Source organism: Nitrospirota bacterium (assembly GCA_016207885.1).
Classification (GTDB): domain Bacteria; phylum Nitrospirota; class Thermodesulfovibrionia; order UBA6902; family UBA6902; genus JACQZG01.
This window is the reverse complement of sequence record JACQZE010000006.1, coordinates 96216-118726: the sequence shown is the minus strand read 5'-3', so window position 1 is coordinate 118726 and position 22511 is coordinate 96216. Positions and strand designations below refer to the sequence as shown.

Sequence of the window (22511 nt, the reverse complement as noted above, 5' to 3'; positions counted from 1 at the left end):
TTATTTCCTGCTTCTGTAATCTTCTATCGCCTTTCTCAGTGCGTCAGAGCCCAGGTTTGAGCAATGCATCTTCTGAGCCGGCAGTCCGCCGAGCTCTTCAGCCACTTTTTCTTTTGATATCGCCAGTGCCTCATCAAGCGTCTTGCCCTTGACCATCTCAGTTATCATGCTTGATACCGCGATAGCAGCCCCGCATCCGAAGGTCTTAAACTTGGCATCAACTATCTTATCGCCCTCGACCTTTATAAATATCTTCATCATGTCGCCGCATGTAGGGTTTCCCTCTTCGCCTACGCCGTCCGCATCCGGTATCTCGCCTACATTCCTCGGGTTTGTAAAATGGTCCATTACCTCTTTGCTGTACATGTTATCCTCCGTTCTCTCCTGTCACTGCGCGATAGGAGACATCTCTCTTAATCTCTTTATGATAGTTTTGAATTTATCAGTAAAGTAGTCAACATCATCTTCAGTTATCTCCTGGCCTATTGTGAATACCACGGAGCCGTGCGCCATGTGCGAAGGTATGCCGATGGATGTCAGGACAGGAGATGCCTTAAGCGCCTTTGATGTGCAGGCTGAACCGCTCGCGGCATAGATTCCGTTGGCAGCAAGAAGCAGAAGCATGGCCTCGCCTTCAATGTATTCAACAACAAAGCTTGCGTGTCCCGGAAGCCTATTTTCAATAGGGCCAGTAAGGTGAACCTTCTCTATTGATGAAACATCTCTTATTATTTTGTCTCGTAATTTAATGTTATGTGCAATTCGGGCAGTGAGGTTCTCTCTTGCCATCTCTGCTGCTTTACCCATGCCGACTATCGCCGGGACATTCTCAGTGCCTGCGCGCCTTCCGCCTTCCTGTATTCCGCCGTATATGAGCGGCATTATCCTTGTGCCTTCTTTCAGGTAAAGTGCTGAAGCGCCTTTTGGGCCGTAAAACTGATGCGCGGAGAGCGATAAAAGGTCAACATTCAACTCCCTGACATCAACCGGTATATTACCCGTTGATGCAACCGCGTCCGTGTGGAAAATTATATTTTTACTCTTTGCTATCTTTGCGATCTCTGCGATCGGCTCAATGGTTCCTATCTCAGAGTTGGCATGATTTATGGATATCAGGATCGTTTCATCCATTATCGCTTTTTCAACAGATTCAGGGGAGACGATCCCGTATTTGTCTACAGGAAGATATGTCACGGTAAAATCCGACCTCTCCATGAAGCGCGCGGAATTTGTGATAGAGTGATGCTCGATCTTTGTTGTGATTATGTGCTTGCCCTTCTTCTGGTTCGCAAGGGCAGCGCCCTTGATTGCAAAGTTATTGGACTCAGCCCCGCTTGATGTAAAGATGATCTCATTCGGTTTTGCGTTTATGAGCGAAGCGACCTGCTGCCTCGCATTCTCTATCGCTTCTTTTGCCTTTACAGCCGGTTCATACACGCTTAACGGATTTGCAAAATCCTCTTTGAAATACGGCATCATCGCATCCAGCACTTCAGGATGAAGAGGGTTTGTTGCTGCGTAATCCATATAGATATTTTTCATGATGACTCCTTAAGCTTTCTGATAAAGAATTTAAAGTGGTCAGGTTCTTCCATCACTCCTAAAAAATCATTGCCTGTTGTGCCGCACCATGCCGGTATGTCCTCAAGCGCGCCTTCATAGTCAGTCAGCACCGCAAGCGTCTGGCCGACCTTTATCTCCTTGATCTTCTGCGCTATCGTAAGAAGATGAATAGGGCACATCATATATATTATGTCAGTGGTTGCATCCGCGTGCAACGGTTTAGTTAGGAATTTCAGATTATCTCTTGTATCCATTTAATTATCCTTCAAGCTTTGCTTCTTCTTTTAAAAGGTCTTTCAGAGTGATCGTTGTGAGAAATCCTGATATCTTTTCGCCAAGTGACTTCCAGAGCAGCCTTGCAACACAGCCGTCCACACGGCCGCAGTCTGATGTGTCCGTCGTATCAAGGCATTGAGTTATCGCGATCGGCCCTTCAAGAATATTCAGTATCTCGCCTATATTGATCTCCTCCGGTTTTCTTGAGAGCGTGTAGCCTCCGCCCGGGCCTTTCTGGCTTGTGATCAAACCGCCTTTACGGAGCTGATTTAAAAGCTGCTCCAGATACGATATTGAGACGTCCTGCCTTTTTGAGATCTCCCTGATGGTGATAGGGCCGGTCTTATAATCCCTCGCGATCTCGAACATCGCCCTTACGCCGTATTGTACTTTTGTAGAAAGCCTTAACATGATTTAAATTATAATACTTTACCAATATTGTCAAGTATTGATAATTGATACTAATAAGGAGTCCGGTTGAAATTATGAAAGTGGTTAGGATTAGTTCACAACTTTTTTATATTCTCTAATTTTTCACTACTCGGTATAATAGTTCAGGTGATTATAATTGAAAATGCTATTAAAGCTGCTGGATGGTGTTTCATCGTGGGCTGAACTTGAGTCCCGTATCTCAAATCTGCCCACTGAAAATGAGAGAGGAGAGGCGTTTGAGGAGTTCTGTAAACCGTTCTTTCTTCTGGAGCCCACGTATCAGTTCAATGAGGTCTTTCGTCATAATGAGATTTCGCCTTCTTTACGCAGCCGACTTGGATACCCGGGAATTCAGGACATCGGGATAGACGGCCTGGCAGTAACGATAGATGGAAAGCTTTTCGCGTATCAGGCGAAGTTCAGAAAGAATCCCGATAATACTCCCACACTCAGGGAACTCTCCACATTCTTTACGATGTCAGACAAGGCTGACTGGCGCATCACAATAACAAACGCTAAAAAACTTCCTTCCGCCATAAATGACAGGACTCGAAACAGCCGTGTGCTTATTGACCGTCTTGACAGCCTTGCTCCTGATTTCTTTGAGCGTCTCAGGGCATATCTGAAGGAACAGTCTGTCCCGCCGCAGGAGAAGAAGACTCCTAACATGACCCAGCAGGAAGCCATAGATAAAGCATCAGACTATTTTAAGGATAACAAAAGAGGGCAACTGATACTGCCGTGCGGAACAGGTAAAACACTCGTCTCCATGTGGATCGCTGAGAAGCTTGGCGGTGAACATATACTTGTGCTGTTGCCAAGTCTTTCCCTCATGAGTCAGACATTAAGAGAATGGGCTGAAAATTCTTCCATCAAACCATTTCGTTACTTGTGCCTGTGCAGTGATACAACAGTTGATCTGGGGAATGACTCACCTGTTGAGCATCTTTATGAAATGGATATTCCTGTTACAACCGATGTTGAAACAGTGAAGGAGTATCTCACAACCAAAACTGCAACAGTCTCAATCCTCTTCTCGACATACCAGTCAAGCAAAGTTCTTTCAGAGGCAGCTATCAAAGCAGGGATAATTTTTGATATTGCTATCTTTGATGAGGCGCACAGGACGACAGGGTCTAAAGCAGGAGTATGGAATACCGCGCTTGATGATGCAAAAGTTCCTGTCAGGCAAAGGATCTTCATGACCGCTACTCCAAGAATCTATGCCCCTCATATCACAAAGAAAGCAAAAGAGAACGATGTGCTGATATGCAGCATGGATGACACTTCTGTTTACGGAAAACCGTTCTATGAACTGACCTTTGGCGAAGCCATTGCAAGAGGGCATATCACGGATTACAAGATCGTTGTTATCTGCGTTACTGATTCAGAGGTGAGAGAGACCATACGGCAGTCCGGAAGGGTTGTCACAGATGATGGTCAAGAGTGGGATGCCAAAGCCCTTGCAAAGCGCATCGCCCTTGTTAAAGGAATAAACGCGTATGGACTTAAGAAGATATTCACATTCCATAGCAGAGTAAAAGGGGCCAGAGATTTTACAGATACGAAGATACCATACGACATTGACCGGATATTCAATATGCTCAGTCCTGATATTAAAAACGATGCGTCAGGATTCTTTCATGTAAACGTCACAATGTCAACGGGTGAGAGAAACAGTTATATGAGGGAGTTTAAAAAGGCGGCACTTGGGATAATGAGCAACGCCAGATGCCTGAACGAGGGAGTGGATGTCCCTGCGGTAGATACTGTCGCGTTCATAGACCCCAAGAAAAGTCTCATTGACATAGTGCAGGCAACAGGAAGGGCGATGAGGAATGCAGAGTGGAAGAAGACCGGCTATGTCTTCATACCTGTTGTTGTAGAAGATACCCAAGACCCTGAAAAGTTTATAGAGAGTTCGGATTTCAATGCAGTCTGGCAGGTTCTTCAGGCGATGATGGATCAGGATCAGAGGCTTGAGAGTATGGTCTCAAATTTAAGAGTTATGCAGGGGAAGGGAGAAGAAGACACACAGGCATGGAAAGATGCTATGGCTGAGTATAGCGAAAAGGTTGAAGTTTTCAACCTTCCTACCAGAATTAACCAGGCACGGTTTATCAATACGCTTCAGACAAGAACCTTAGAGGTGATAGGTAAACAATGGGATTTCTGGTATGGGTTAACGATTAAATATAAAGAAGATTTTGGTGATGCCAATTCTACTAGTAAATACATAACCTCCGAAGGAGATAAAGAAGCTTGAGGATATTGGGTTTATATGGGGTAAACATGATACTGCCTTTGAGGAGGGTTTTCAAGAGACATTGAGATTCAAAGAACAGACAAGCAATCCCAATGCTCCTATTAGTTATCAAACACCAGATGGATATAAACTTGGAAGTTGGCAAGGTTGGCAAAGAAAAAACTACAGAAAAGGCAAGTTGGATTCTGAGAGGATAAAGAAGCTTGAGGATATTGGGTTTATATGGGGTAAACATGATACTGCCTTTGAGGAGGGTTTCCAAGAGACATTGAGATTCAAAGAACAGACAAGCAATCCCAATGCTCCTGTTAGTTATCAAACACCCGATGGATATAAACTTGGAAGTTGGCAAGGTTGGCAAAGAAAAAACTACAGAAAAGGCAAGTTGGATATTGAGAATATAAAACGGCTTGAGGATATTGGGTTTATATGGAATAAACTTGATGAATTATTTAATAGAGGCCTGCAAGAGACATTAAAATATAAAGAGCAAACAGGTGATGCCAATGCTCCTCAAAGTTACAAAACACCCGATGGATTTAACCTTGGAAGTTGGCAAGGCACACAAAAACATAACTTTAAGAATAGTAAACTGAACGCTAAGAGGATAAAAAGGCTTAAAGAGATTGGGTTTAAGTGGGTGCTATTAGAAGATACCTTCGAAAAAGGATTTCAAGAGACATTGAGATACAAGGAACAAACAGGTGATGCCAATGCCCCTGTTTGTTATCAAACACCCGATGGATTTATCCTTGGAGACTGGCAAAGCAAGCAAAGACAAAATTACAAGAATGGCAAGCTGGATACTGAGAGGATAAAAAGGCTTGAGGAGATTGGGTTTAAGAGAAATTTATATGAAGGACTTTTTGAAAAAGGTTTTCAGGAGACATTGAAATATAGGGAAGAAACAGGCAATCCCAATGCTCCTGTAAACTTCACGACACTTGAAAAATATAACCTTGGAAACTGGCAATCTAAACAAAGAAAAGACTTCAAGAATGGCAAACTTTATATTGAAAAGATAAAATGTCTTGAAGAAATCGGATTCCAATGGGTGCGAATAGTAGCCACCTTTGAAAAAGGAATTCAGGAAACCCTGAAATATAAGCAGCAGACGGGCGACAGTAATGCCCCTTTTGAATACACGACACCCGATGGATATAACCTCGGAAGCTGGCAAAGCCGTCAAAGGCAGTATTATAAAAAAGGCAAACTGTCACATGAGAGGAAAAAAAGGCTTGATCAGATTGGAGTTAAATGGGATTTATTAGAAGAATCCTTTGAAAAAGGTTTTCAAGAGACATTGAGATACAAAGAACAGATAGGTGATGCCAATGCTACTTGGAACTACAAAACATCCGATGGATTCAAACTCGAATCTTGGCAATATATTCAGAGAAGAAATTACAAGAACGGTAAGCTGGATTCTGAGAGGATAAAGCGGCTTGAGGGGATTGGGTTTAAGTGGAAGAAAAAAAAGAGTCCTTAAAAAAGGTTACATGTTTACCTTAGAGAGATTGTTTTGTATGCTTTCTTACAATATTATAAATAATCGCTTGCTCTTTACTTGTACTGAGTTCCCTACCCACAATAATTAAAGGTTCGTTTGGCTTCAATTGGATTGCCTGAAATGTTTTATCAGCAACTCGTTGATCAACTTTGCAGTAAACGATGTACTGCTCAAGGTAGATTACATAATAGTTTATTCCATCGAATTTTGTACGGAAGGGATCCATCATTCTATGGCCGATTACATGGTCCGACCATTTTGCTATGCTTACAGCGAACCAATTGGTATCTTGAGGGTTGCCAGAAAGAAGGGTTTCTCTGAGTAACTTTTCATACGGGCCTAAATTCACCCTTCGGAAAAAGGGCTGGCTGGAAACAGAGGCGCGCCACAGTACAGACAGAACAAATAATTTCAGCTTGGTGTAGTCATATTCTGAAATCTGAAATGCGAATATTTTACCATTGTGGCTCATTGGCTCGAAATCTGATTTTTTATCAAGTAGGATCTCGGCTGCATAATCATCCCATTCGGAAAATATTCTCTCACCTTCTTCTGTGACGATCGTATTATCATAGATACCGATAGGGCATCTTTTTGGATAGTGGCCTTCTGTGCTCGTTAATAACTTTGTAGGCAGTTTTTCATCAGGGTCAATGGCGTAGAAGCTCTTTGGAATGATATGAGCACTTACTCCTTTCCCTTCTTTTCCAGTAAGTTTGCATTTCATCACTCAAACAACGCCTCAAAATCCCTCGGAGTTATGATCTTAATACCCTTGTAACTCTTTATCACAAGCAGATCAGCGTCCCCGGTCACAAGGTAATCTGCTTTTGCCGCGAGTGCGCAGGCGAGGACATTATCATCGTCAGTATCCCTGCAAATATTTGAGACCTTGATGTTGTGCTCAAGGATCTCATCAATCGCTTCACTTATCGGGTCTATAGCCAATGCTGTTTCTTCAATGGAAAGTTTGAATTTCTTGGAGAGGATGCGCCGGAGTTCCTTAATAATAAAGGGGCATGAGACGAGAGAAAATTCTCTGACGCGGGCTCTATACAATAACTTTGAACAAATTCCTTCGCTGATAATCGCGGCAATAAGTACGTTGGTATCAAATACGGCGATCATGATATCGCTTTAAAAACATCTTCTTCACTTACAATGCCGAGCTTCTTTGCCTTTGGCCCGAGCTTCTTCTGTACTGCACGGAGCTTCATTTCCCATAGAAACAGGCTCAAGGATTCCTTCATGATATCGCTCTTGTTCCGTCCTGTGTTCTTTGCAAATTTATCGAGTTCCTTGGATATGTTCTCAGGAAGACTCACGGATAAGACTGTTCTCATAACACACCTCCTGAACTACAATACAATACACAAATCAGGCATTGCAAGGAATCTATTTAGTTATGTTTGCAACAACCTCTTTCATCTTGCAGTAATCGCAAAACCCGTTTATGTTAGAATAACCAAAAGGAGGTGCAAAAATGAGTACGGCTACAGCCAAGAAAATTAATCCTGATGATTTTATTCTTTCCGCTCTCTCCCCGCAGGACAGGCTTGATGCAGCGTTTAAAGTCGCAGGAGAAGCTTTTAAGAAAACTAAATTGACGATGAAGGATATTGATAACGCAGTTAAAATAGTTCGGAGGAAGGCTTACGCGATTTGAAGGCAATATTCAGTGGGAGAGGAAAATGAAAGTTTATATTGACACCTGTATGAAAAATTTAGGGATCACAAAATCCGCTTTTTTCTTTAGGGAAACCATGTCTCAAAAGACAGACTACCTTGAAATCAAGAAAAAGCTTTTTGACAACAAGACAGCCAGTGATATTTACAAAGAGATTATCAAAAAAAACAAGAAGTAAAAGTTGACTAACAACAGAGTTTTTCTCTAATCACCATAGCATATCCCTTGCCCTCGTCGCTCCTACATACAGCTCTTTCTTGACTTATAAACTCTTTACTTGCTACCTTCATACATGGCAAAAGCGATAGCATTATATTCAGGCGGACTTGACAGCACACTTGCGATACTCGCAGTAATGAAGCAGGGTGTTGAGGTTACCGCAATTACATTCATGAACCATTTCGGGTGCAGTATCGGGGATAAATCATCATGTTCCAAGGATCCGTTCTCAGCTTCTCTGAAATTTGGTTTTGACGTAAAACTTTCACATCTGTCTGATAAGTTCCTGGAAATAGTGAAAAATCCTAAGTTTGGACATGGCAGGAACATGAACCCATGCCTTGACTGCAGGATACTGATGCTCAGGGAGGCAAAGGCGATGATGGAGATGTCTGGCGCTGATTTTCTTGTGACAGGCGAGGTCATTGGACAGAGGCCGATGAGCCAGAGGAGGGACACATTTCCTGTGATCGACAGAGAGGCGAATGTAAAAGGACTTGTGCTCAGGCCGCTTACTGCGAAACATTTAAAGATAACTATCCCGGAAGAGAAGGGGATGGTCAATCGTGATCTGCTTTATGATTTTTTCGGCAGGTCAAGAAAACCTCAGATGGCGCTTGCTGCTGAGTTTGGTCTGACGGAATATCCTGCTCCTGCAGGCGGATGTCTTCTCACCGAGCCGAATTATTCTTTCAGGCTGAAGGAACTCTTTTCTCATATAAGTGATCCCTCATACAAGGATATCAATCTCCTCAGGCTCGGCAGGCACTTCAGGCTTTCTCCTGAATGCAAGGTCATCGTCGGAAGGAAGAAGGAGGAGAATGACGCTATCTTATCACTTGTAGAAGATGCCGATTACACAATGCATGTCCCCGGCTACGGCAGTCCTGTCACATTGGTATCAGGTGCGCAAAGTGATGAGATACTGAATACCGCAGCTTCATTATGCGCAAGATATTCTGATGCGAAGAACCTTGATGAAGTAGATGTATTGGTAAAGAGGGGAGATGAAATTTATCCTCTGAAAGTAAAGCCCGCAACAGATGAGATATTAAAACAGTACGCTATTGTGATGAATTAAAGCCTGACCGGAACGCCTTTTGATTTCAAGTATTCCTTTGTCTCTTTTATAGAAAATTCCCTGTAGTGAAATATTGACGCTGCAAGCGCCGCGTCTGCTTTGCCTTCAACAAGCCCTTCACGCATGTGCTCAAGCGTGCCCACGCCTCCGGATGCGACAACAGGGATTGAAACAGCTTCAGCAATTTTCCTCGTAAGTTCAATATCAAAACCGATCTTGGTTCCGTCTCTGTCCATACTTGTAAGAAGTATCTCGCCTGCGCCGAGCTGCTCCATCTTTCTTGCAAACTTGATCGCGTCAAGCCGCCTCATCTTTCTGCCTCCGTGAGTTGATAATGCCCATACCCCCTCCTTACTAAGGGGGGGCGAAGGGGGGGTAAGTTTTACCTCACTCAAGAATGGATCACTCAGCCAGTTAAGCCATGGTTCATCAGGCTCGAACTCCATATTCGGTATGACCCTTTTAGAATCGACCGCCACAACGATGCACTGGCTGCCGAATCTCTCTGACGCCTTTTTGATGAAATACGGATCGCGAACAGCTGTTGTATTTAGCGATACCTTATCGCAGCCTGCGTTGAGAAGGTCTCTGATATCTTCTATTGTCTTTATCCCGCCGCCGACAGTCAAAGGCATAAAGACATCATTTGCTGTCCGTGCTACGACATCAAGGATTGTTTTGCGTTTTTCATGAGAGGCTGTTATGTCGAGGAATACAAGTTCATCCGCTCCCTGCTCGTCATAGAACTTTGCGTTCTCAACAGGGTCACCTGCATCAACGAGGTTTTGGAAGTTAACTCCCTTGACCACTCTGCCGTCTTTGACATCAAGACATGGGATGATTCTCTTGGCTAACATTTAATTATTTACCTTTGCCAAGGCGATAGCTTCATCTAATTTCATAGTGCCTTCATACAGAGCCTTGCCTGTTATCACACCCCAAAGGTTCTTTATGTTTGCGAGGCTTCCTATATCAGCAAGTTTGGATACACCGCCTGACGCGATAACCGGGATATGGACGTTCTCTGCCATTTTAGCCATCGCATCGATATTAGGCCCGGTCAGCATGCCGTCTCTTGAGATGTCGGTATAAATGATCCCTGCGACTCCGTTGGATTCCATCTGTTTTGCAAAGGTCAGAGCATCAAGGCCAGTGACCTCAACCCAGCCTTTGAGAGCGACCTTGCCGTCTTTCGCGTCGATCCCGGCAATTACTTTATCAGGGAATTTTTTGCATGCATTGATTATGAATTCTGGATTTATAGCAGAAGTGCCTATGATAGTCCTGTCGATTCCAAGGTCAATGAGTTTCTTTATCGTTTCAATATCCCTTATACCTCCGCCGACTTCAATGGGGATGTTGATAGCTTTTCTTATCGCAACGATCTTATCAAGGTTCTTCTGAACTCCTGTGAATGCGCCGTCAAGGTCAACTACATGAAGCAGTTCAGCGCCCTGGTCTGCCCAGTGCTTTGCCATTGAGGCAGGGTCATCAGAATAGACAGTGACCTCTTCTTTTTTGCCTTGCAGGAGACGGACACATTTGCCGTCCTTAAGGTCTATCGCGGGAATAATAATCATGTGAAGAGTATATCAGAGCATTTTCTGCTAAATCAATGTATCCGGCATTGCGGGTGCTTTGCCGGATACATTGATAGTTATACCCATCTCTTTAATGCAGTGCTGGAATATGGTTTCACTGCGTTTATGCTGTCACTGCCTCTTCGCCTGCATACTTCATGGCATTCTCACTGATCCTGTCATCCACGACAAGCGCATTCGCCACAAGGTTCACAAGCTGTGTAACGCCCATTCCCACATTATAGTGTCCGATGATATCTGTTAATCCGTCCACGCAGTTATGGCAGGATGTGACCACGACTTTTGCCCCTGTTGCACTGAGCTGTTCTGCTTTCACCTTTCCGGACTTCAGCCTTCTTGACTTGTATTCAGACATTGACATAGCGCCGCCGCCGCCGGTACAGCAATAATTCTCAGCGCGGTTCGGATACATCTCCCTGAAATCTTCGACCACAAGGCTGAGCAGTTCACGCGGCTCTTCGGTCAGTCCGCAGCTCCTTGCGTTGTTGCAGGAATCGTGGAAGGTATAGCTTCCCGGATTTTTAGTTTTGTCAACTTTTATCTTTCCTTCTTTAATGTATCTCAGCATGGTAATGACTGAACTTTCAGCTTCAAATTCAATGTCCTGTTTTGCCCAGTTAGGCCCTTCGCACCTTGTTGAACGGTAACCGTGTCCGCACTCTGACATAACCAGTTTCTTGCCCTTCAGTTCTCTCACGTTGTCATATACCCTGGCTGCGACAGCGCCGCCCAGGTCATCATCGCCGTTGAAGAGGCCGAAGTTTGTCATGTCCCATCCTTCGCTCGGCATGGTATAGTTTTCTCCGGCCATGTAAAAGATCTTTGCGGCATCAAGTATCGACCTCGGGTCATGTTTTACTTCACGAGGGTTAACGGTATAGACTATGTCGGCGTTCATCTTGTCGATCGGTATTTTAGCTGTGGGGTCCTGCATCTCTTCCTGCAGCTCTTCCTCCTGCCACTCAATCGTCCCGATAAAATCTTCTTTCAATACGCCCATCTGGTTTCCGATCTCCCACTGTTCCTTTGCCACATACTCTACACCCTCGGGCATGATGCCGACGTGGCAGAGAAGCCCGCGCGCCATACGGTTGAAGGTCGCAAGGTCAACACCCATCGGGCAGTTGATCGTGCATCTTCTGCAGTTTGTGCATTTGCCGAATACCGTGTCTTTCAGTTCTTCCAGTTCCTGGTCGGTGTAGACGCTTCCTGCTTTTACCCATTTCGGGAAGACCTTTCCTGTCCAGTCATAGTGGTGTTTAAAAAGCTTCCTTATCAGGTCAGCCTTATACGCAGGAGCATAAGTAGGGTCTCCCGGATTCGCAAGCACATAGTGGCAGGAGTCCGTGCACATTCCGCAATGCACGCAAGCTGTCAGAGAGCCGACGATCTGGCGCGACAGTTTCTGCCCCATGCGGTCTATCACTTTTTGCGCCTTGTAAGATCTTACATCCTTTCCATTATTCATATAAACCTCCAGTTAGTTAATATTGTTAAAACTTGGTGATCGCATTTTATGGCCTCTATACCGTATCGTAAGCCGGTTTTTTCCTGAGAGGGAATACGCCCCTGCGGCCAAAACTCCTTCCCATATATGTGCGTGTAAAAGGATAATAGAGATAGTGTGAGATCTTGCTGAATGGAACGTACATAAGGAAGAAAGCGGTCAGAAGGAAAAAGGTCTGCATAATGCCTTCACCTCCGGAGATATCATTTGAGGCTGCCATGGATGCAAAGGCAAACCATGAGGTCAGGAGGATGAGTGAAAAATGGTCATCCGGAGAACTGATGGCGCGCATGTACGGATTTGAGATCCTCCTGATAATTCTCATAATTCCAACAATAAACGCTGCGCCTGTCATGAATTGAATAGCTGAAACCAGCGCTGCGGACTTCAGGAGCCCGGGGCCGTAAGGGATAATAAATGAGAGCGCGATAGCAGCCACGACACCAAGGTGAAACAGAACGAACTGTGCATACATGAACGGCTTTGTGCGGGTACTCTCCATTGTCCAGGGCTTAATGATCATGCCCAGGGAATAACGGGCGCCTTTCTTTGGATTGGTATCTCCCATGCCGGTCGCAGGCTGGCGCTCCTTACCCAGTGTCCACTTGAGGAACCATTTGATCCTGAGGAAATACACGGTTGCCATAAACACAAGGGCGATCTCCTGCAGTGTATGTTCTGAAAAATGTAATATATTACTCATGGATTCTCCTTTTCATTATTTTGTTTTAAACTGCTTTTTTTTGCGTGACATTCATTTGTGATAAAAGAGCGTTATACTCTCTCTTGTCATTTGCGCAGATGATGACATCTTTTATCTCTGAGCCGCTGTTAAGATAATCTGTGATCGTTTCAATAGTGATCTTGGCGCTTGTATCTATCGGGACCCCGTAAAACCCGGCTCCCATAGGAGGGAATGCGATGCTTTCCGTGCCGATCGATTCCGCGACCTTCAGGGTGTTGATAATAGTGGCCTTCAGTTTTTGATCTGTGCCGTTTTCCTGAAACTTGGGCCCGCACGCATGGATTATGTGCTTAGCCTTCATGGTTCCCGCAGTGGTAAATACAGCCTCAGTAACATTCAGCGGTCCGAGGTTTTCCAGCTCCTTTCTTACTGTCGGCCCGCCCCTGAGCGCGATGGCGTTCCCGAATCCGGAACCGAGCTTCAAGTCGCTCCGCGCATAGAACACGACAGCGTCAACCTCCGTAGCAGTGACATCAGCCTTCTCCATGCGAAGCTTGCTGTTTTTGATCTGCTTTTGCACTGGCATAAGTTTTCTCCTTTTGAATCGAGTTTTGCTTCTTGAGATCAATTTGGTAAAAGCAAAGGCTGTGCCAATCATTCATAATCATTAAACTGTCTATTAAAATCAAAGAGTTAGGGGTGGTTTATTAATGTTAGTTCTTGCTATATGAGCAGAAATAAAACTTTATGGAAAAAGAGTACATATCACTTAACTGCCTGTAAATAAATGTTTCTTTAAAAGCAATATTTATTGCTCATGCAAGAAAAATTGCAGGAAGATGGCTATCAATGAAGAAAAATAAAATGACGATGCAGAATATCAGGAGTTTTGATTTGTTTTCTTGAGCCGCTGGTTGAGCGCCTGCCGCGTAATACCCAGAAGCGACGCAGCATTGCCCTGGTTGTCATTCGAGAATTTCATAGCCTCTGATACGAGATGATTCTCTATCTCCTTTAAGGTGGGGAAGTGTCCGAACATTTCCCGAATGGAAGGGGAGTTATCATCAGCCGGCGCTGCTGCTGATTTCGGAAGAGGGCGGCGCTGCTTAATGTAAACATTGAAACTGTCCAGATGCAGGTGGCCGGATTTATGCAGTGCGACCGCGTCATGCACCATCGCCTGAAGCTCGCGCACATTGCCCGGGAAGTGATAGTTTGAGAGCAGGGTTATAAGTTCAGGCGAGACATCCGGTTTCTTTTTCTTCATGCAGAATGATATCTCTTTCAGAAAATGTTCGACCAGTAAAGGGATGTCCTGCAGTCGTTCGCGCAGAGGCGGGATATGAACATGGTGCGTACAGAGGCGGTAATACAGATCCCTGCGGAAATTTCCTTCTTCCATCTGCTTCTCGATGTCCTGATTGGAGCACGCGACGATCCGCGCTTTATTCTTCTCCGGAATATCCGAGCCGAGGGGATAGTAAGTCTGCTCTTCAAGAAGGCGGAGGAGTTTAACCTGAGATGAAATATGTAAATCACCGATCTCATCAAGAAGAAGAGTTCCGCCTGATGCCTGTACGATCAATCCTTTCCTTTCCTTGTCAGCCCCGGTAAACGCCCCTCTCTTGTGGCCGAAGAGCGTATCGGAAAACATGGTGTCATCCAGCCCGGCAACGTTCACAGCGATAAAGCTGCCTGTTAGTCCGCTTGCGATGTGAGCAGCCTTTGCGATAAGTTCCTTGCCTACTCCTGTTTCACCGGTTATGAAGATCGGTTTTTCCGACTTGGCCACAGACTCAATGTATTGGAATATGGCCGTCATCTTTTTGCTTCTTGTAACAACCGATGAAAATGCCGCTTCATTCTCAAGTTCTCCAGTGAGAAGATGTTTCTTGAGAGAGGTTATCTCATCTTCCATCTGCTTGCGTTCAGTGATATCTCTGGCAATATGGATCACACCGATAAGCTGATTCTCTTTGTTAAATTGCGGCATGGCCCTTATCTCAAGGAATTTGTTCAGATACGGCTCGAACCTTTCAAAGGTTACAGGTTCTTTTGTATTGATACATGCGCAGCTTGGGCATCCAGAAGGAGGGGTATCTTCCCCGTGGTAGTGTAAAAAACATTTTGCCGCGGTATGTTTTAAGGATGGCAACTTCAGCAGTTTCTGAGCAGCCTTATTGGCATGAATGATATTGTAGTTCATATCATGGATGGTGATCATGTCAGTAATGTTGTCGAGAATGTTTTCCCAGTCATGACAGTTCTGATTACCCGGCATCGCAGGGTTGCCAGCCTGTAAAGGTAACTCAGAAGGTAATGTTGCTTTTTCAGCCTTGTTTTCCATTTTAAATCCCTGGTTATTTCAGGATGCAAATATGTTCAGATTGTTTAAATCTAATATAGCAGATATCAGACATATTCTCTAATTGTATAAGTCTATTGGAGTTTTCTATTGACAAGTGATTATCATAATGGCAGGTTCAGGATCATTTACAGAGAAGCCAGGAATGTGATCGAGATAGTCGCCATCGGCCCGCGTGAGCGGATATATGAGGATACATATAAGCTGTTGAAGAAAGCGGAGAGGTCGTGATGGGTGGGAAGATGTTGGATGTGAAATATTTCTTCCTTTGGGCTTTGATATAATAATATGAAGTTTATTGAAAAATAGGGGGATAGAATAATGATAACTGAAGCTGATAAGAATATAATTTTACAATGTGCAAAAAAAATCAATGTCGCTTCTGTTTTCCTTTTCGGATCGTCAGTTGATAATGACAAAGAGGCGAACGATATAGATATTGCTGTAAAAGGGATAGAACCGCGATTGTTTTTTAAATTTTATGCGGAGCTGTTTAAGCGTTTATCAAAACCTGTTGACCTGATAGACCTTTCCAAGAAGACGTTGTTTAACAATCTTGTGGAAGAGACCGGAGTGAAAATCTATGGATAATCTTCATAGGCAACTTCTCGCTGAAAAAGAAAATGTGGATATGGCAATGAGCAATCTTAACGCTCAAGCTCACAGGCCGGCGCTTGCGCCGGTCATGTGAAGCGCCTGGTTAGGGTTCTTATTCTTCTGTAGGTTCTGTTAACCACTTAGCGTCTTTTTCTATAGCCTTTCGTAACATCTCAAGATATTCATGCTCTTTCCAAAATTCGAGGGCGTATTTTTTGCCAAGTATTTTATCGATTTGGTAAATCGCCTGAAGGGCATCGCCACGAAAATAATAAATTTCATCTTTTGATTTTAAAATGTTTTCTAATGTAGGTAATGCCCTTTTATCTCCAATATAGCCTAAAGCACTTATTGCGTAGCGGCGAAAACGCATATCTTTGTTGTTTACGGCTTCGCAAATTACCAATGTCATTTTTTCCCCAGCTTCAATAAGTGGATCGTCAAGCTCGGGTTCATGGTCACCGTTATAAAAACGAGACCATGTAGAAGAATATTCATCACCACCTGGTCGATACTCTTGCCCTTGGGCGTATATTACTGTGGGTGCAAACAATAGACATGAAATCAGAAGTGACATAATTATTGGCTTCATATTATTTAACCCTAACAATTAGTATATTGCCATCCGTATTTGCTGGAATATGAATATCATAGTTGTATGACAATGAAAATACAACCACAAAATATAGTGGTGTGGTTAAGATGTTATCTTGAAGAATGGCGGTCTTTGCCCGGTAATATCCATGTTATGCCGCTGTCCGCATATCATGGATATTAAATCACCCATGTTATACGGCAAGTTAAATTATGCTTAATAAAAATGTACTTCCAGAGTTTCAGGAGTTTTTGCTTTCAAGCATTTGATAAGGAGAAATTATTGGAATCCGATTCCGATAATTGTTGATTCCTGGGAAGCCAGAAGTAGGCTGGCCAGAAGTAGGTACTTTAAGCAACGGAGCCGCCGGAATGACGGCAAAGAAAAAAACAACACACCCCTGCACCCCTCTTTTTAGAGGGGGTGGGGTAAAACATATCTTTTTTGACAGCATTATTAACTCTATGGTAGATTTCAATATCAATGTTTCTAAAAAGGAGACACTATGAAACTTCACATAATAATAGAAAAGGATGAAGCAGGATATTATGTAGCCGAAGTTCCTGCACTTCCAGGATGTCTTTCTCAGGGGAATACCTACGAAGAAGCCATTGCAAATATTAAAGAAGCAATTGAAGGCTGGTTTGAAGTAATGGAGTCCAAGCAGTCCTTTGATCCCTCCAAACTTATTGAAGTCGCTGTCTGATGAGCGAAAGTCTAAAACTCTGCTCCGGTTCTGAAGCAATAAAGAAGTTTCATAAGACTGGCTGGTCTGTCTCCCGCCAAAAAGGCTCTCATGTAATGATGACAAAACCCGGCTATCATTGGACGTTATCCATCCCCCAGCATAAAGAACTCGGCCCTGGCTTGCTTCGTAAATTATTAAACCAAGCTGGACTAACCATAGAAGAATTTAACAATTTGTGATTTCATAATGAATCCCAGAACCTTTAGGAAGATTTTACTCTCTATAACTCTCGTCATCATATCAATTCTTTTTGCCTATTTCAAAACCACCCCTGACAAGCCATTAAATACCAAACCTGCCAAACATGCTGAGCATACAGAAACTAAGATAGATACCGGAAGTGCTATCACAGGCAAGGTTACAAAGGTTAAAGATGGTGATACGGTTGTGATATTGCCTGACAGCGGCGGGAAGTCTTTTACATGCAGGCTGTACGGCATAGATACTCCTGAAGTTTCAAAGAAAGGGAAGGCCGGGCAGCCGTATAGCGATGAAGCTGACAAGGAACTTGAAAGCCTCATTCTTGGACAAGATGTAAAAGTCATCTTAAACGGAGATAAAACTTATAAACGGGAAGTCTGTTTTATTGAAAACAATGGTATGGATATTAATCTGGAGATGGTGAGGCGGGGGTATGCGTGGGCTTATCGGCAATATCTCGACAGGCCGCACTCAAGTGACTATATCAATGCGGAAGAAGGGGCAAGAAATAGAAGATTAGGTTTATGGCAGCAGGCAAATCCAAGGCCGCCGTGGGAATTTAGACATTCAAAATAATAATTGTTTGACATCTGTTCGGGCTTTGCTTTAAGATATTGCCAACACCTTTAATCTGGTCCTGAGAGGCCAGGAAGGTTAACTCAGACATCTCCTAAGCCGGATTTCTATGAGCCTTCTTCCTCTCAAAGGACAGGAGGCTTTTTTAATGTCCAAAGAGATACTCAACAGCACAGAGATAGAGAAAGCGGTCACAAGGATCGCCCACGAAATAATTGAAAGGAACGGCGGCACTGACAACCTCTGCCTTATCGGCATACAGAGAGGCGGGGTGGTCGTTGCAAACCGGCTTGCCTCTCAGATCAAATCCATAGATGAAATCGGCTCACTTGATATCGCTCTGTACAGAGATGATATCAATACAAAGCACGAACAGCCGGTGGTCAGATCCACGGACATTCCCTTCTCATTAAATGAAAAGACGGTCGTGCTTGTTGATGACGTTCTGTTTACGGGCAGAAGCATAAGGGCTGCTATGGATGCTCTTATAGATTTCGGCCGTCCTGCCAGGATACAGCTTGCGGTGCTTATCGACAGAGGGCACAGGGAACTTCCAATAAGGGCTGATTACGTCGGCAAGAATATACCTACATCTTTCAGTGACACGGTTGAAGTAAACCTTCATGATAATTCAAAGGATGACTCTGTTATGCTTATCAACGGGTCTGATTAAAAAGATATGCTGAAATCAAAACATCTTCTCGGCATCAAGGAATTAACATCTGAGGATATTTATCACGTGCTTGATACCGCTTCAGGTTTCAAGGATGTTTTGATGAGAGATATTAAAAAGGTTCCGCCGCTTAGAGGCAAGACAGTTGTCAGCCTCTTCTTTGAACCCTCGACACGCACAAGGACATCGTTTGCACTTGCCGGCAAAAGGCTGAGCGCGGATGTAGTTAACTTCTCTGTCTCAAACAGCAGCGTTGTAAAGGGCGAAACAATACTCGATACCGCGTTGACGATCCAGGCGCTTGGTGCGGATCTTGTGATCATAAGGCATGCTTCTTCCGGCGTGCCTCACTATCTCAGTAAATTTCTGAATATCTCAGTGGTCAATGCAGGAGACGGTTCAAATGAACATCCGACGCAGGCGCTTCTTGATATGTTCACTATCCAGTCTTATAAAAAAGATATCAAAGGGCTTGAGGTCGCGATAATAGGCGACATCGCCCACAGCAGGGTTGCCAAGTCGAATATTTATGCCTTGATAAAACTTGGAGCAAAAGTCAGGGTCATATGTCCTCCGACTCTTATGCCTGCGGAATTGGACAAGGCCGGTGTTGATGTTTTTCATTCAATTGATGAGGGGCTGAAGGGCGCTGACGTTGTGATGGCATTGAGGCTTCAACTTGAGAGGCAGAGCAAGGGATATCTTCCATCCTTAAAGGAATACTTTAACCTTTACGGGCTGACACGCGAGAGGCTTAAGCTTGCGAAAAAAGATGCTATAGTAATGCATCCCGGCCCCATGAACAGGGGAGTTGAGATAGCTTCAGATGTTGCTGACGGGCCGCAATCCGTTATACTTGAGCAGGTAACAAACGGCATCGCCGTCAGGATGGCTGTTTTGTATCTTCTCTCAGGAGTTAAACAATGAGCATATTGATAATAAACGGCAAGGTAATAGACCCTTCACAGAATATCTCTTCAAACAAAGACATCCTTATTGAAGGGAAGAAGATAAAAGGTATCTACTCAAAGGGCAAGGCGCCAAAGGCTGATAAGACAATCGATGCTTCAGACTGTATCGTCATGCCGGGTCTTGTTGATATGCATACACACCTCAGGGAGCCGGGGTTTGAATATAAGGAGACTATCAGCACAGGAACGATGGCTGCGGCGCGCGGCGGTTTTACGAGTGTATGCTGTATGCCGAATACGAATCCTGTGAATGACACGATATCAGTTGCTGAATTCATTCTGAAGAAGGCTGCCAAAGAAGGTTCATGCGCGGTTTATCCGATTGCTGCCATTACAAAGGGTCAGAGTGGAGAGAGCCTTACCGAACTTGAAGCGCTTATAAATGTCGGATGTGTTGCCTTCTCTGATGACGGAAGGCCTGTGATGAACAGTCTTATCATGAGAAGGGCGCTTGAGTATTCGAGGATATTTGATGTGCCTGTTATCTCTCACTGTGAGGATCTGATGCTATCTGAAGGCGGTGTGATGAATGAAGGACTTATGTCAACCACACTCGGCCTGCACGGGATACCAAGAGCTGCCGAAGAGGTCATGGTCGCAAGGGACATAGCTCTATGTGAACTCACAGGCGGCAGGCTGCATATTGCACATGTGTCCTCACGCGGATCGGTCAGTATGATCCGCGACGCAAAGTCACGCGGCATTAACCTGACCGCTGAGACATGCCCTCATTATTTCACTTTGACAGATGAATCACTGAACGGATATGACACGAATTTCAAGGTCAATCCGCCGATAAGAACTGCCGCGGATGTTCAGGCGATAAAGGAAGGGCTCAAAGACGGCACTATAGATGTAATAGCGACTGACCATGCTCCGCATCATTATGATGAGAAGAACTGTGAATTTGATAAGGCCGCATTTGGAATTTCAGGACTGGAGACCGCATTTTCATTAGGCCTCAGGCTTGTAAATGAGAAGGTAATTGACCTGATGCAGCTTATCACCATGATGTCTGTAACACCTTCTAAGATAATGAGAATCAATAAGGGAACTTTGGCAGAGGGCGCTGATGCTGATATCGCTATCGTTGACCTTAATAGAACGTATAAAGTTGATTCAGCCAAATTTTTATCTAAAGGTAAAAATACTCCTTTTAACGGCTGGGAATTGAATGGCATGGTCATGAAGACCATAACAATGGGAAAGGTGCAGGAATGGGAGTAAAGGCATTTTTAGTCTTATCTGACGGGACGGTTTTTGAGGGACGAGGTTTCGGCGCGGTTGGAGAAACATACGGCGAAGTCGTCTTCAATACATCAATGACAGGTTATCAGGAGATTCTCACTGATCCGTCATATAAAGGCCAGATAGTTGTAATGACATATCCACAAATAGGCAATTACGGAGTTAACCCTGAAGATGTTGAATCAGACTCTGTAAAGGCCGCCGGTTTTATAGTCAAGGAGAGCGTTGATTTTCCGAGCAACTGGCGTTCCAATAAAAGCCTCAATAGTTATCTGAGCGAAAACAATATTGTCGGAATTGAAGGCATTGATACGAGGGCGCTTACGCAGCATATAAGGGATAACGGCCTTCAGAACGGAATTATATCTTCTGTAGATTTTGATCCCGTAAGCCTTCTGGAAAAAGTCAGGAAGTATCCGAATATCTCTTCATTTGATTTTGTGAAAGAAGTTTCTGCTAAAAGTATTTATAAGTGGGATGAACATCTCTGGAGATGGGGAAAACAACAGCCGGTGAATGAGGGAATAAAGAGGAAGAAGATATTTGTCTATGATTTCGGTGTTAAGAGAAATATTCTGAGGCATCTGTATAGCGCCGGTTTTGATGTTACTGTTGCGCCTGCAATGACACCAGCTGAAGTCTTGATCGAGCAGGCAGACGGGGTTGTACTAAGCAACGGCCCCGGTGACCCGGAGACGGTCACATACGCAATTGAGAACACTAAAAAACTTTTAGGCAGGAAACCTATCTTCGGTATCTGTCTCGGCCATCAGCTTCTCGGGCTTGCGCTTGGAGGAAAGACCTATAAACTTAAATTCGGCCACCACGGCGGTAATCATCCTGTCATGGACCTCTCAACCGGAAAGGTCGAGATAACAGCGCAGAACCATAACTACTGTGTTGATTTTGAGAGCCTGAAAGGCCAGATGATATTGACTCACAGGAATCTTTATGACGGAACAGAGGAAGGGCTCAGGCATGTAGAGCTGCCCGTAATGTCGTCCCAATATCATCCGGAGGCTGCTCCCGGGCCGAATGATTCAGGTTATATATTCAGCAGGTTTAAGAAGATGATGGAGGAGTTTAGCTGATGCCGGTTAATCACTCGTATTCATTAAGAAAAGAGGATGGACAGCTTATCTTTGTGACGCCTTCTTACATGGCAGATAAAGGCAGTGTGCTTCATGAGGGGATATATAATAGTGAGTTTGCTTCAATGCTTTTATCAATGGCAATTTGCGGAAGCATATACGCCTTTCTTGCTTTTAATCTTGAGATGACGGGTATCTATTATATATGCCTGATAATTTTATTTATGACACTGTTTGTATTATTCAGAAAGTTCATCTTCAGGGAGAAGGAGCTTAAGGCTGTTTTTGACGATGTAAAAAAAAAGTCACTATCTCTGTCCCGGGTATTTTCAGTGATAGAACAGAAGATATCTCTTTTGCAGCTATCAAAACAGTTGAGGCCGGATGTGAATTGATCATGCCTGAAGACCGTGATGCTGCCAGGTTTGTTGAGAAGATATCAAGGCAGCATGGCAGTGTTGTACCGGGGATTGGAGATGAGGCTGAGTTTGCAACTCTCTCTCTGAAACTTACAGACGGAACGGAACGGCTTCTTTATGCTCAAAGGCTTTTTAATAACGATGTACCTGATATGCCGATAAAAGAGATACAGGATTTCATAGAGGAGAAAGTGAGTTAA

At 44.1% G+C, this 22511-nt stretch carries 30 protein-coding genes; 16 read left to right on the top strand and 14 right to left on the bottom strand.

Annotated features, from left to right (window positions below):
• Genes nifU through HY807_06045 form a run of 4 tightly spaced genes read right to left on the bottom strand, consistent with a single transcriptional unit; the run spans nucleotide 1 to nucleotide 2250 of the window.
• Entirely contained in the window at nucleotides 1-366 is a 366-nt protein-coding gene (gene nifU, locus HY807_06060) for a Fe-S cluster assembly scaffold protein NifU (GenBank protein MBI4825972.1), read from the bottom strand.
• Nucleotides 367-387: 21 nt separating this feature from the next.
• Complete coding sequence (locus HY807_06055) at nucleotides 388-1542, bottom strand: cysteine desulfurase (GenBank protein MBI4825971.1); 1155 nt, start codon at nucleotides 1540-1542, stop codon at nucleotides 388-390.
• The gene (locus HY807_06050) at nucleotides 1539-1817 is read right to left on the bottom strand and encodes a sulfurtransferase TusA family protein (GenBank protein MBI4825970.1); all 279 of its coding nucleotides are present in this window, start codon (nucleotides 1815-1817) and stop codon (nucleotides 1539-1541) included. The genes HY807_06055 and HY807_06050 overlap by 4 nt, the downstream gene beginning before the upstream one ends.
• A gap of 4 nt (nucleotides 1818-1821) precedes the next feature.
• Nucleotides 1822-2250 (bottom strand): RrF2 family transcriptional regulator, encoded by a 429-nt coding sequence (locus tag HY807_06045; protein ID MBI4825969.1) that lies wholly within the window; start codon nucleotides 2248-2250, stop codon nucleotides 1822-1824.
• Between the two features lie 157 nt (nucleotides 2251-2407).
• Between HY807_06045 and HY807_06040 the strand changes: the two genes are divergently transcribed.
• Both HY807_06040 and HY807_06035 read left to right on the top strand, forming a co-directional pair.
• On the top strand, nucleotides 2408-4537 hold the full coding sequence (locus tag HY807_06040) for a DEAD/DEAH box helicase family protein (protein ID MBI4825968.1): 2130 nt from the start codon (nucleotides 2408-2410) through the stop codon (nucleotides 4535-4537).
• A 61-nt stretch (nucleotides 4538-4598) separates the two neighbouring features.
• Nucleotides 4599-6026 (top strand): helicase associated domain-containing protein, encoded by a 1428-nt coding sequence (locus HY807_06035; GenBank protein MBI4825967.1) that lies wholly within the window; start codon nucleotides 4599-4601, stop codon nucleotides 6024-6026.
• A gap of 19 nt (nucleotides 6027-6045) precedes the next feature.
• On the opposite strand, the gene HY807_06030 is transcribed toward HY807_06035, so the two are convergent.
• From HY807_06030 to HY807_06020, 3 genes are read right to left on the bottom strand one after another with little or no spacing between them, the layout of a single operon-like run.
• A complete protein-coding gene (locus tag HY807_06030) occupies nucleotides 6046-6774 on the bottom strand; it encodes a hypothetical protein (GenBank protein MBI4825966.1) in 729 nt (242 codons plus the stop codon).
• On the bottom strand, nucleotides 6774-7175 hold the full coding sequence (locus HY807_06025) for a putative toxin-antitoxin system toxin component, PIN family (GenBank protein MBI4825965.1): 402 nt from the start codon (nucleotides 7173-7175) through the stop codon (nucleotides 6774-6776). The genes HY807_06030 and HY807_06025 overlap by 1 nt, the downstream gene beginning before the upstream one ends.
• Complete coding sequence (locus HY807_06020; protein ID MBI4825964.1) at nucleotides 7172-7390, bottom strand: CopG family transcriptional regulator; 219 nt, start codon at nucleotides 7388-7390, stop codon at nucleotides 7172-7174. The genes HY807_06025 and HY807_06020 overlap by 4 nt, the downstream gene beginning before the upstream one ends.
• Before the next feature lie 140 nt (nucleotides 7391-7530).
• Here HY807_06020 and HY807_06015 point away from each other — a divergent pair, with 140 nt between their 5' ends.
• The 3 genes from HY807_06015 (at nucleotide 7531) to HY807_06005 (ending at nucleotide 9034) form a co-directional block, all read left to right on the top strand.
• Nucleotides 7531-7713 carry a hypothetical protein gene (locus tag HY807_06015; GenBank protein MBI4825963.1) on the top strand — a complete coding sequence of 61 codons (183 nt, stop codon included), beginning with the start codon at nucleotides 7531-7533 and terminating at the stop codon, nucleotides 7711-7713.
• Nucleotides 7714-7738: 25 nt separating this feature from the next.
• Nucleotides 7739-7912, top strand: a complete 174-nt coding sequence (locus tag HY807_06010) for a hypothetical protein (GenBank protein MBI4825962.1) — start codon at nucleotides 7739-7741, stop codon at nucleotides 7910-7912.
• Nucleotides 7913-8026: 114 nt separating this feature from the next.
• Nucleotides 8027-9034, top strand: a complete 1008-nt coding sequence (locus HY807_06005) for a hypothetical protein (protein MBI4825961.1) — start codon at nucleotides 8027-8029, stop codon at nucleotides 9032-9034.
• On the opposite strand, the gene hisF is transcribed toward HY807_06005, so the two are convergent.
• The 6 genes from hisF to HY807_05975 all read right to left on the bottom strand — a co-directional run bounded on the left by hisF (nucleotide 9031) and on the right by HY807_05975 (nucleotide 14820).
• Nucleotides 9031-9891, bottom strand: coding sequence for an imidazole glycerol phosphate synthase subunit HisF (gene hisF, locus HY807_06000; GenBank protein ID MBI4825960.1), 861 nt, complete (start codon nucleotides 9889-9891; stop codon nucleotides 9031-9033). The two genes, HY807_06005 and hisF, sit on opposite strands and share 4 nt — an antisense overlap.
• Nucleotides 9892-10614 carry a 1-(5-phosphoribosyl)-5-[(5-phosphoribosylamino)methylideneamino]imidazole-4-carboxamide isomerase gene (hisA, locus tag HY807_05995; GenBank protein ID MBI4825959.1) on the bottom strand — a complete coding sequence of 241 codons (723 nt, stop codon included), beginning with the start codon at nucleotides 10612-10614 and terminating at the stop codon, nucleotides 9892-9894.
• Nucleotides 10615-10738: 124 nt separating this feature from the next.
• The gene (locus tag HY807_05990; GenBank protein MBI4825958.1) at nucleotides 10739-12103 is read right to left on the bottom strand and encodes a (Fe-S)-binding protein; all 1365 of its coding nucleotides are present in this window, start codon (nucleotides 12101-12103) and stop codon (nucleotides 10739-10741) included.
• Between the two features lie 55 nt (nucleotides 12104-12158).
• A complete protein-coding gene (locus tag HY807_05985) occupies nucleotides 12159-12845 on the bottom strand; it encodes a hypothetical protein (protein MBI4825957.1) in 687 nt (228 codons plus the stop codon).
• Nucleotides 12846-12870: 25 nt separating this feature from the next.
• Nucleotides 12871-13413: a macro domain-containing protein gene (locus HY807_05980; GenBank protein ID MBI4825956.1), complete on the bottom strand. Its 543-nt coding sequence runs from the start codon at nucleotides 13411-13413 to the stop codon at nucleotides 12871-12873.
• A gap of 294 nt (nucleotides 13414-13707) precedes the next feature.
• Complete coding sequence (locus tag HY807_05975) at nucleotides 13708-14820, bottom strand: sigma 54-interacting transcriptional regulator (GenBank protein ID MBI4825955.1); 1113 nt, start codon at nucleotides 14818-14820, stop codon at nucleotides 13708-13710.
• Between the two features lie 462 nt (nucleotides 14821-15282).
• On the opposite strand from HY807_05975, the gene HY807_05970 reads away from it, so the two are divergent.
• Nucleotides 15283-15423: a hypothetical protein gene (locus HY807_05970; GenBank protein MBI4825954.1), complete on the top strand. Its 141-nt coding sequence runs from the start codon at nucleotides 15283-15285 to the stop codon at nucleotides 15421-15423.
• Nucleotides 15424-15513: 90 nt separating this feature from the next.
• Nucleotides 15514-15783 carry a nucleotidyltransferase domain-containing protein gene (locus tag HY807_05965; GenBank protein MBI4825953.1) on the top strand — a complete coding sequence of 90 codons (270 nt, stop codon included), beginning with the start codon at nucleotides 15514-15516 and terminating at the stop codon, nucleotides 15781-15783.
• A gap of 118 nt (nucleotides 15784-15901) precedes the next feature.
• On the opposite strand, the gene HY807_05960 is transcribed toward HY807_05965, so the two are convergent.
• The gene (locus HY807_05960) at nucleotides 15902-16381 is read right to left on the bottom strand and encodes a HEAT repeat domain-containing protein (protein MBI4825952.1); all 480 of its coding nucleotides are present in this window, start codon (nucleotides 16379-16381) and stop codon (nucleotides 15902-15904) included.
• Nucleotides 16382-16889: 508 nt separating this feature from the next.
• Between HY807_05960 and HY807_05955 the strand changes: the two genes are divergently transcribed.
• The 9 genes from HY807_05955 (at nucleotide 16890) to HY807_05915 (ending at nucleotide 22511) form a co-directional block, all read left to right on the top strand.
• Nucleotides 16890-17090, top strand: coding sequence for a type II toxin-antitoxin system HicB family antitoxin (locus HY807_05955; GenBank protein MBI4825951.1), 201 nt, complete (start codon nucleotides 16890-16892; stop codon nucleotides 17088-17090).
• Nucleotides 17090-17311, top strand: coding sequence for a type II toxin-antitoxin system HicA family toxin (locus HY807_05950; GenBank protein MBI4825950.1), 222 nt, complete (start codon nucleotides 17090-17092; stop codon nucleotides 17309-17311). Before HY807_05955 ends, HY807_05950 begins: the two co-directional genes overlap by 1 nt.
• 7 nt (nucleotides 17312-17318) lie before the next feature.
• Nucleotides 17319-17909 (top strand): thermonuclease family protein, encoded by a 591-nt coding sequence (locus HY807_05945; protein ID MBI4825949.1) that lies wholly within the window; start codon nucleotides 17319-17321, stop codon nucleotides 17907-17909.
• Nucleotides 17910-18057: 148 nt separating this feature from the next.
• Nucleotides 18058-18582 carry a bifunctional pyr operon transcriptional regulator/uracil phosphoribosyltransferase PyrR gene (pyrR, locus tag HY807_05940; GenBank protein MBI4825948.1) on the top strand — a complete coding sequence of 175 codons (525 nt, stop codon included), beginning with the start codon at nucleotides 18058-18060 and terminating at the stop codon, nucleotides 18580-18582.
• A 6-nt stretch (nucleotides 18583-18588) separates the two neighbouring features.
• Complete coding sequence (locus HY807_05935; protein ID MBI4825947.1) at nucleotides 18589-19509, top strand: aspartate carbamoyltransferase catalytic subunit; 921 nt, start codon at nucleotides 18589-18591, stop codon at nucleotides 19507-19509.
• Nucleotides 19506-20780, top strand: coding sequence for a dihydroorotase (locus tag HY807_05930; protein ID MBI4825946.1), 1275 nt, complete (start codon nucleotides 19506-19508; stop codon nucleotides 20778-20780). Before HY807_05935 ends, HY807_05930 begins: the two co-directional genes overlap by 4 nt.
• The gene (carA, locus tag HY807_05925) at nucleotides 20771-21892 is read left to right on the top strand and encodes a glutamine-hydrolyzing carbamoyl-phosphate synthase small subunit (GenBank protein ID MBI4825945.1); all 1122 of its coding nucleotides are present in this window, start codon (nucleotides 20771-20773) and stop codon (nucleotides 21890-21892) included. The genes HY807_05930 and carA overlap by 10 nt, the downstream gene beginning before the upstream one ends.
• Nucleotides 21892-22287 carry a hypothetical protein gene (locus HY807_05920; protein ID MBI4825944.1) on the top strand — a complete coding sequence of 132 codons (396 nt, stop codon included), beginning with the start codon at nucleotides 21892-21894 and terminating at the stop codon, nucleotides 22285-22287. Before carA ends, HY807_05920 begins: the two co-directional genes overlap by 1 nt.
• A gap of 2 nt (nucleotides 22288-22289) precedes the next feature.
• A complete protein-coding gene (locus HY807_05915) occupies nucleotides 22290-22511 on the top strand; it encodes a hypothetical protein (GenBank protein MBI4825943.1) in 222 nt (73 codons plus the stop codon).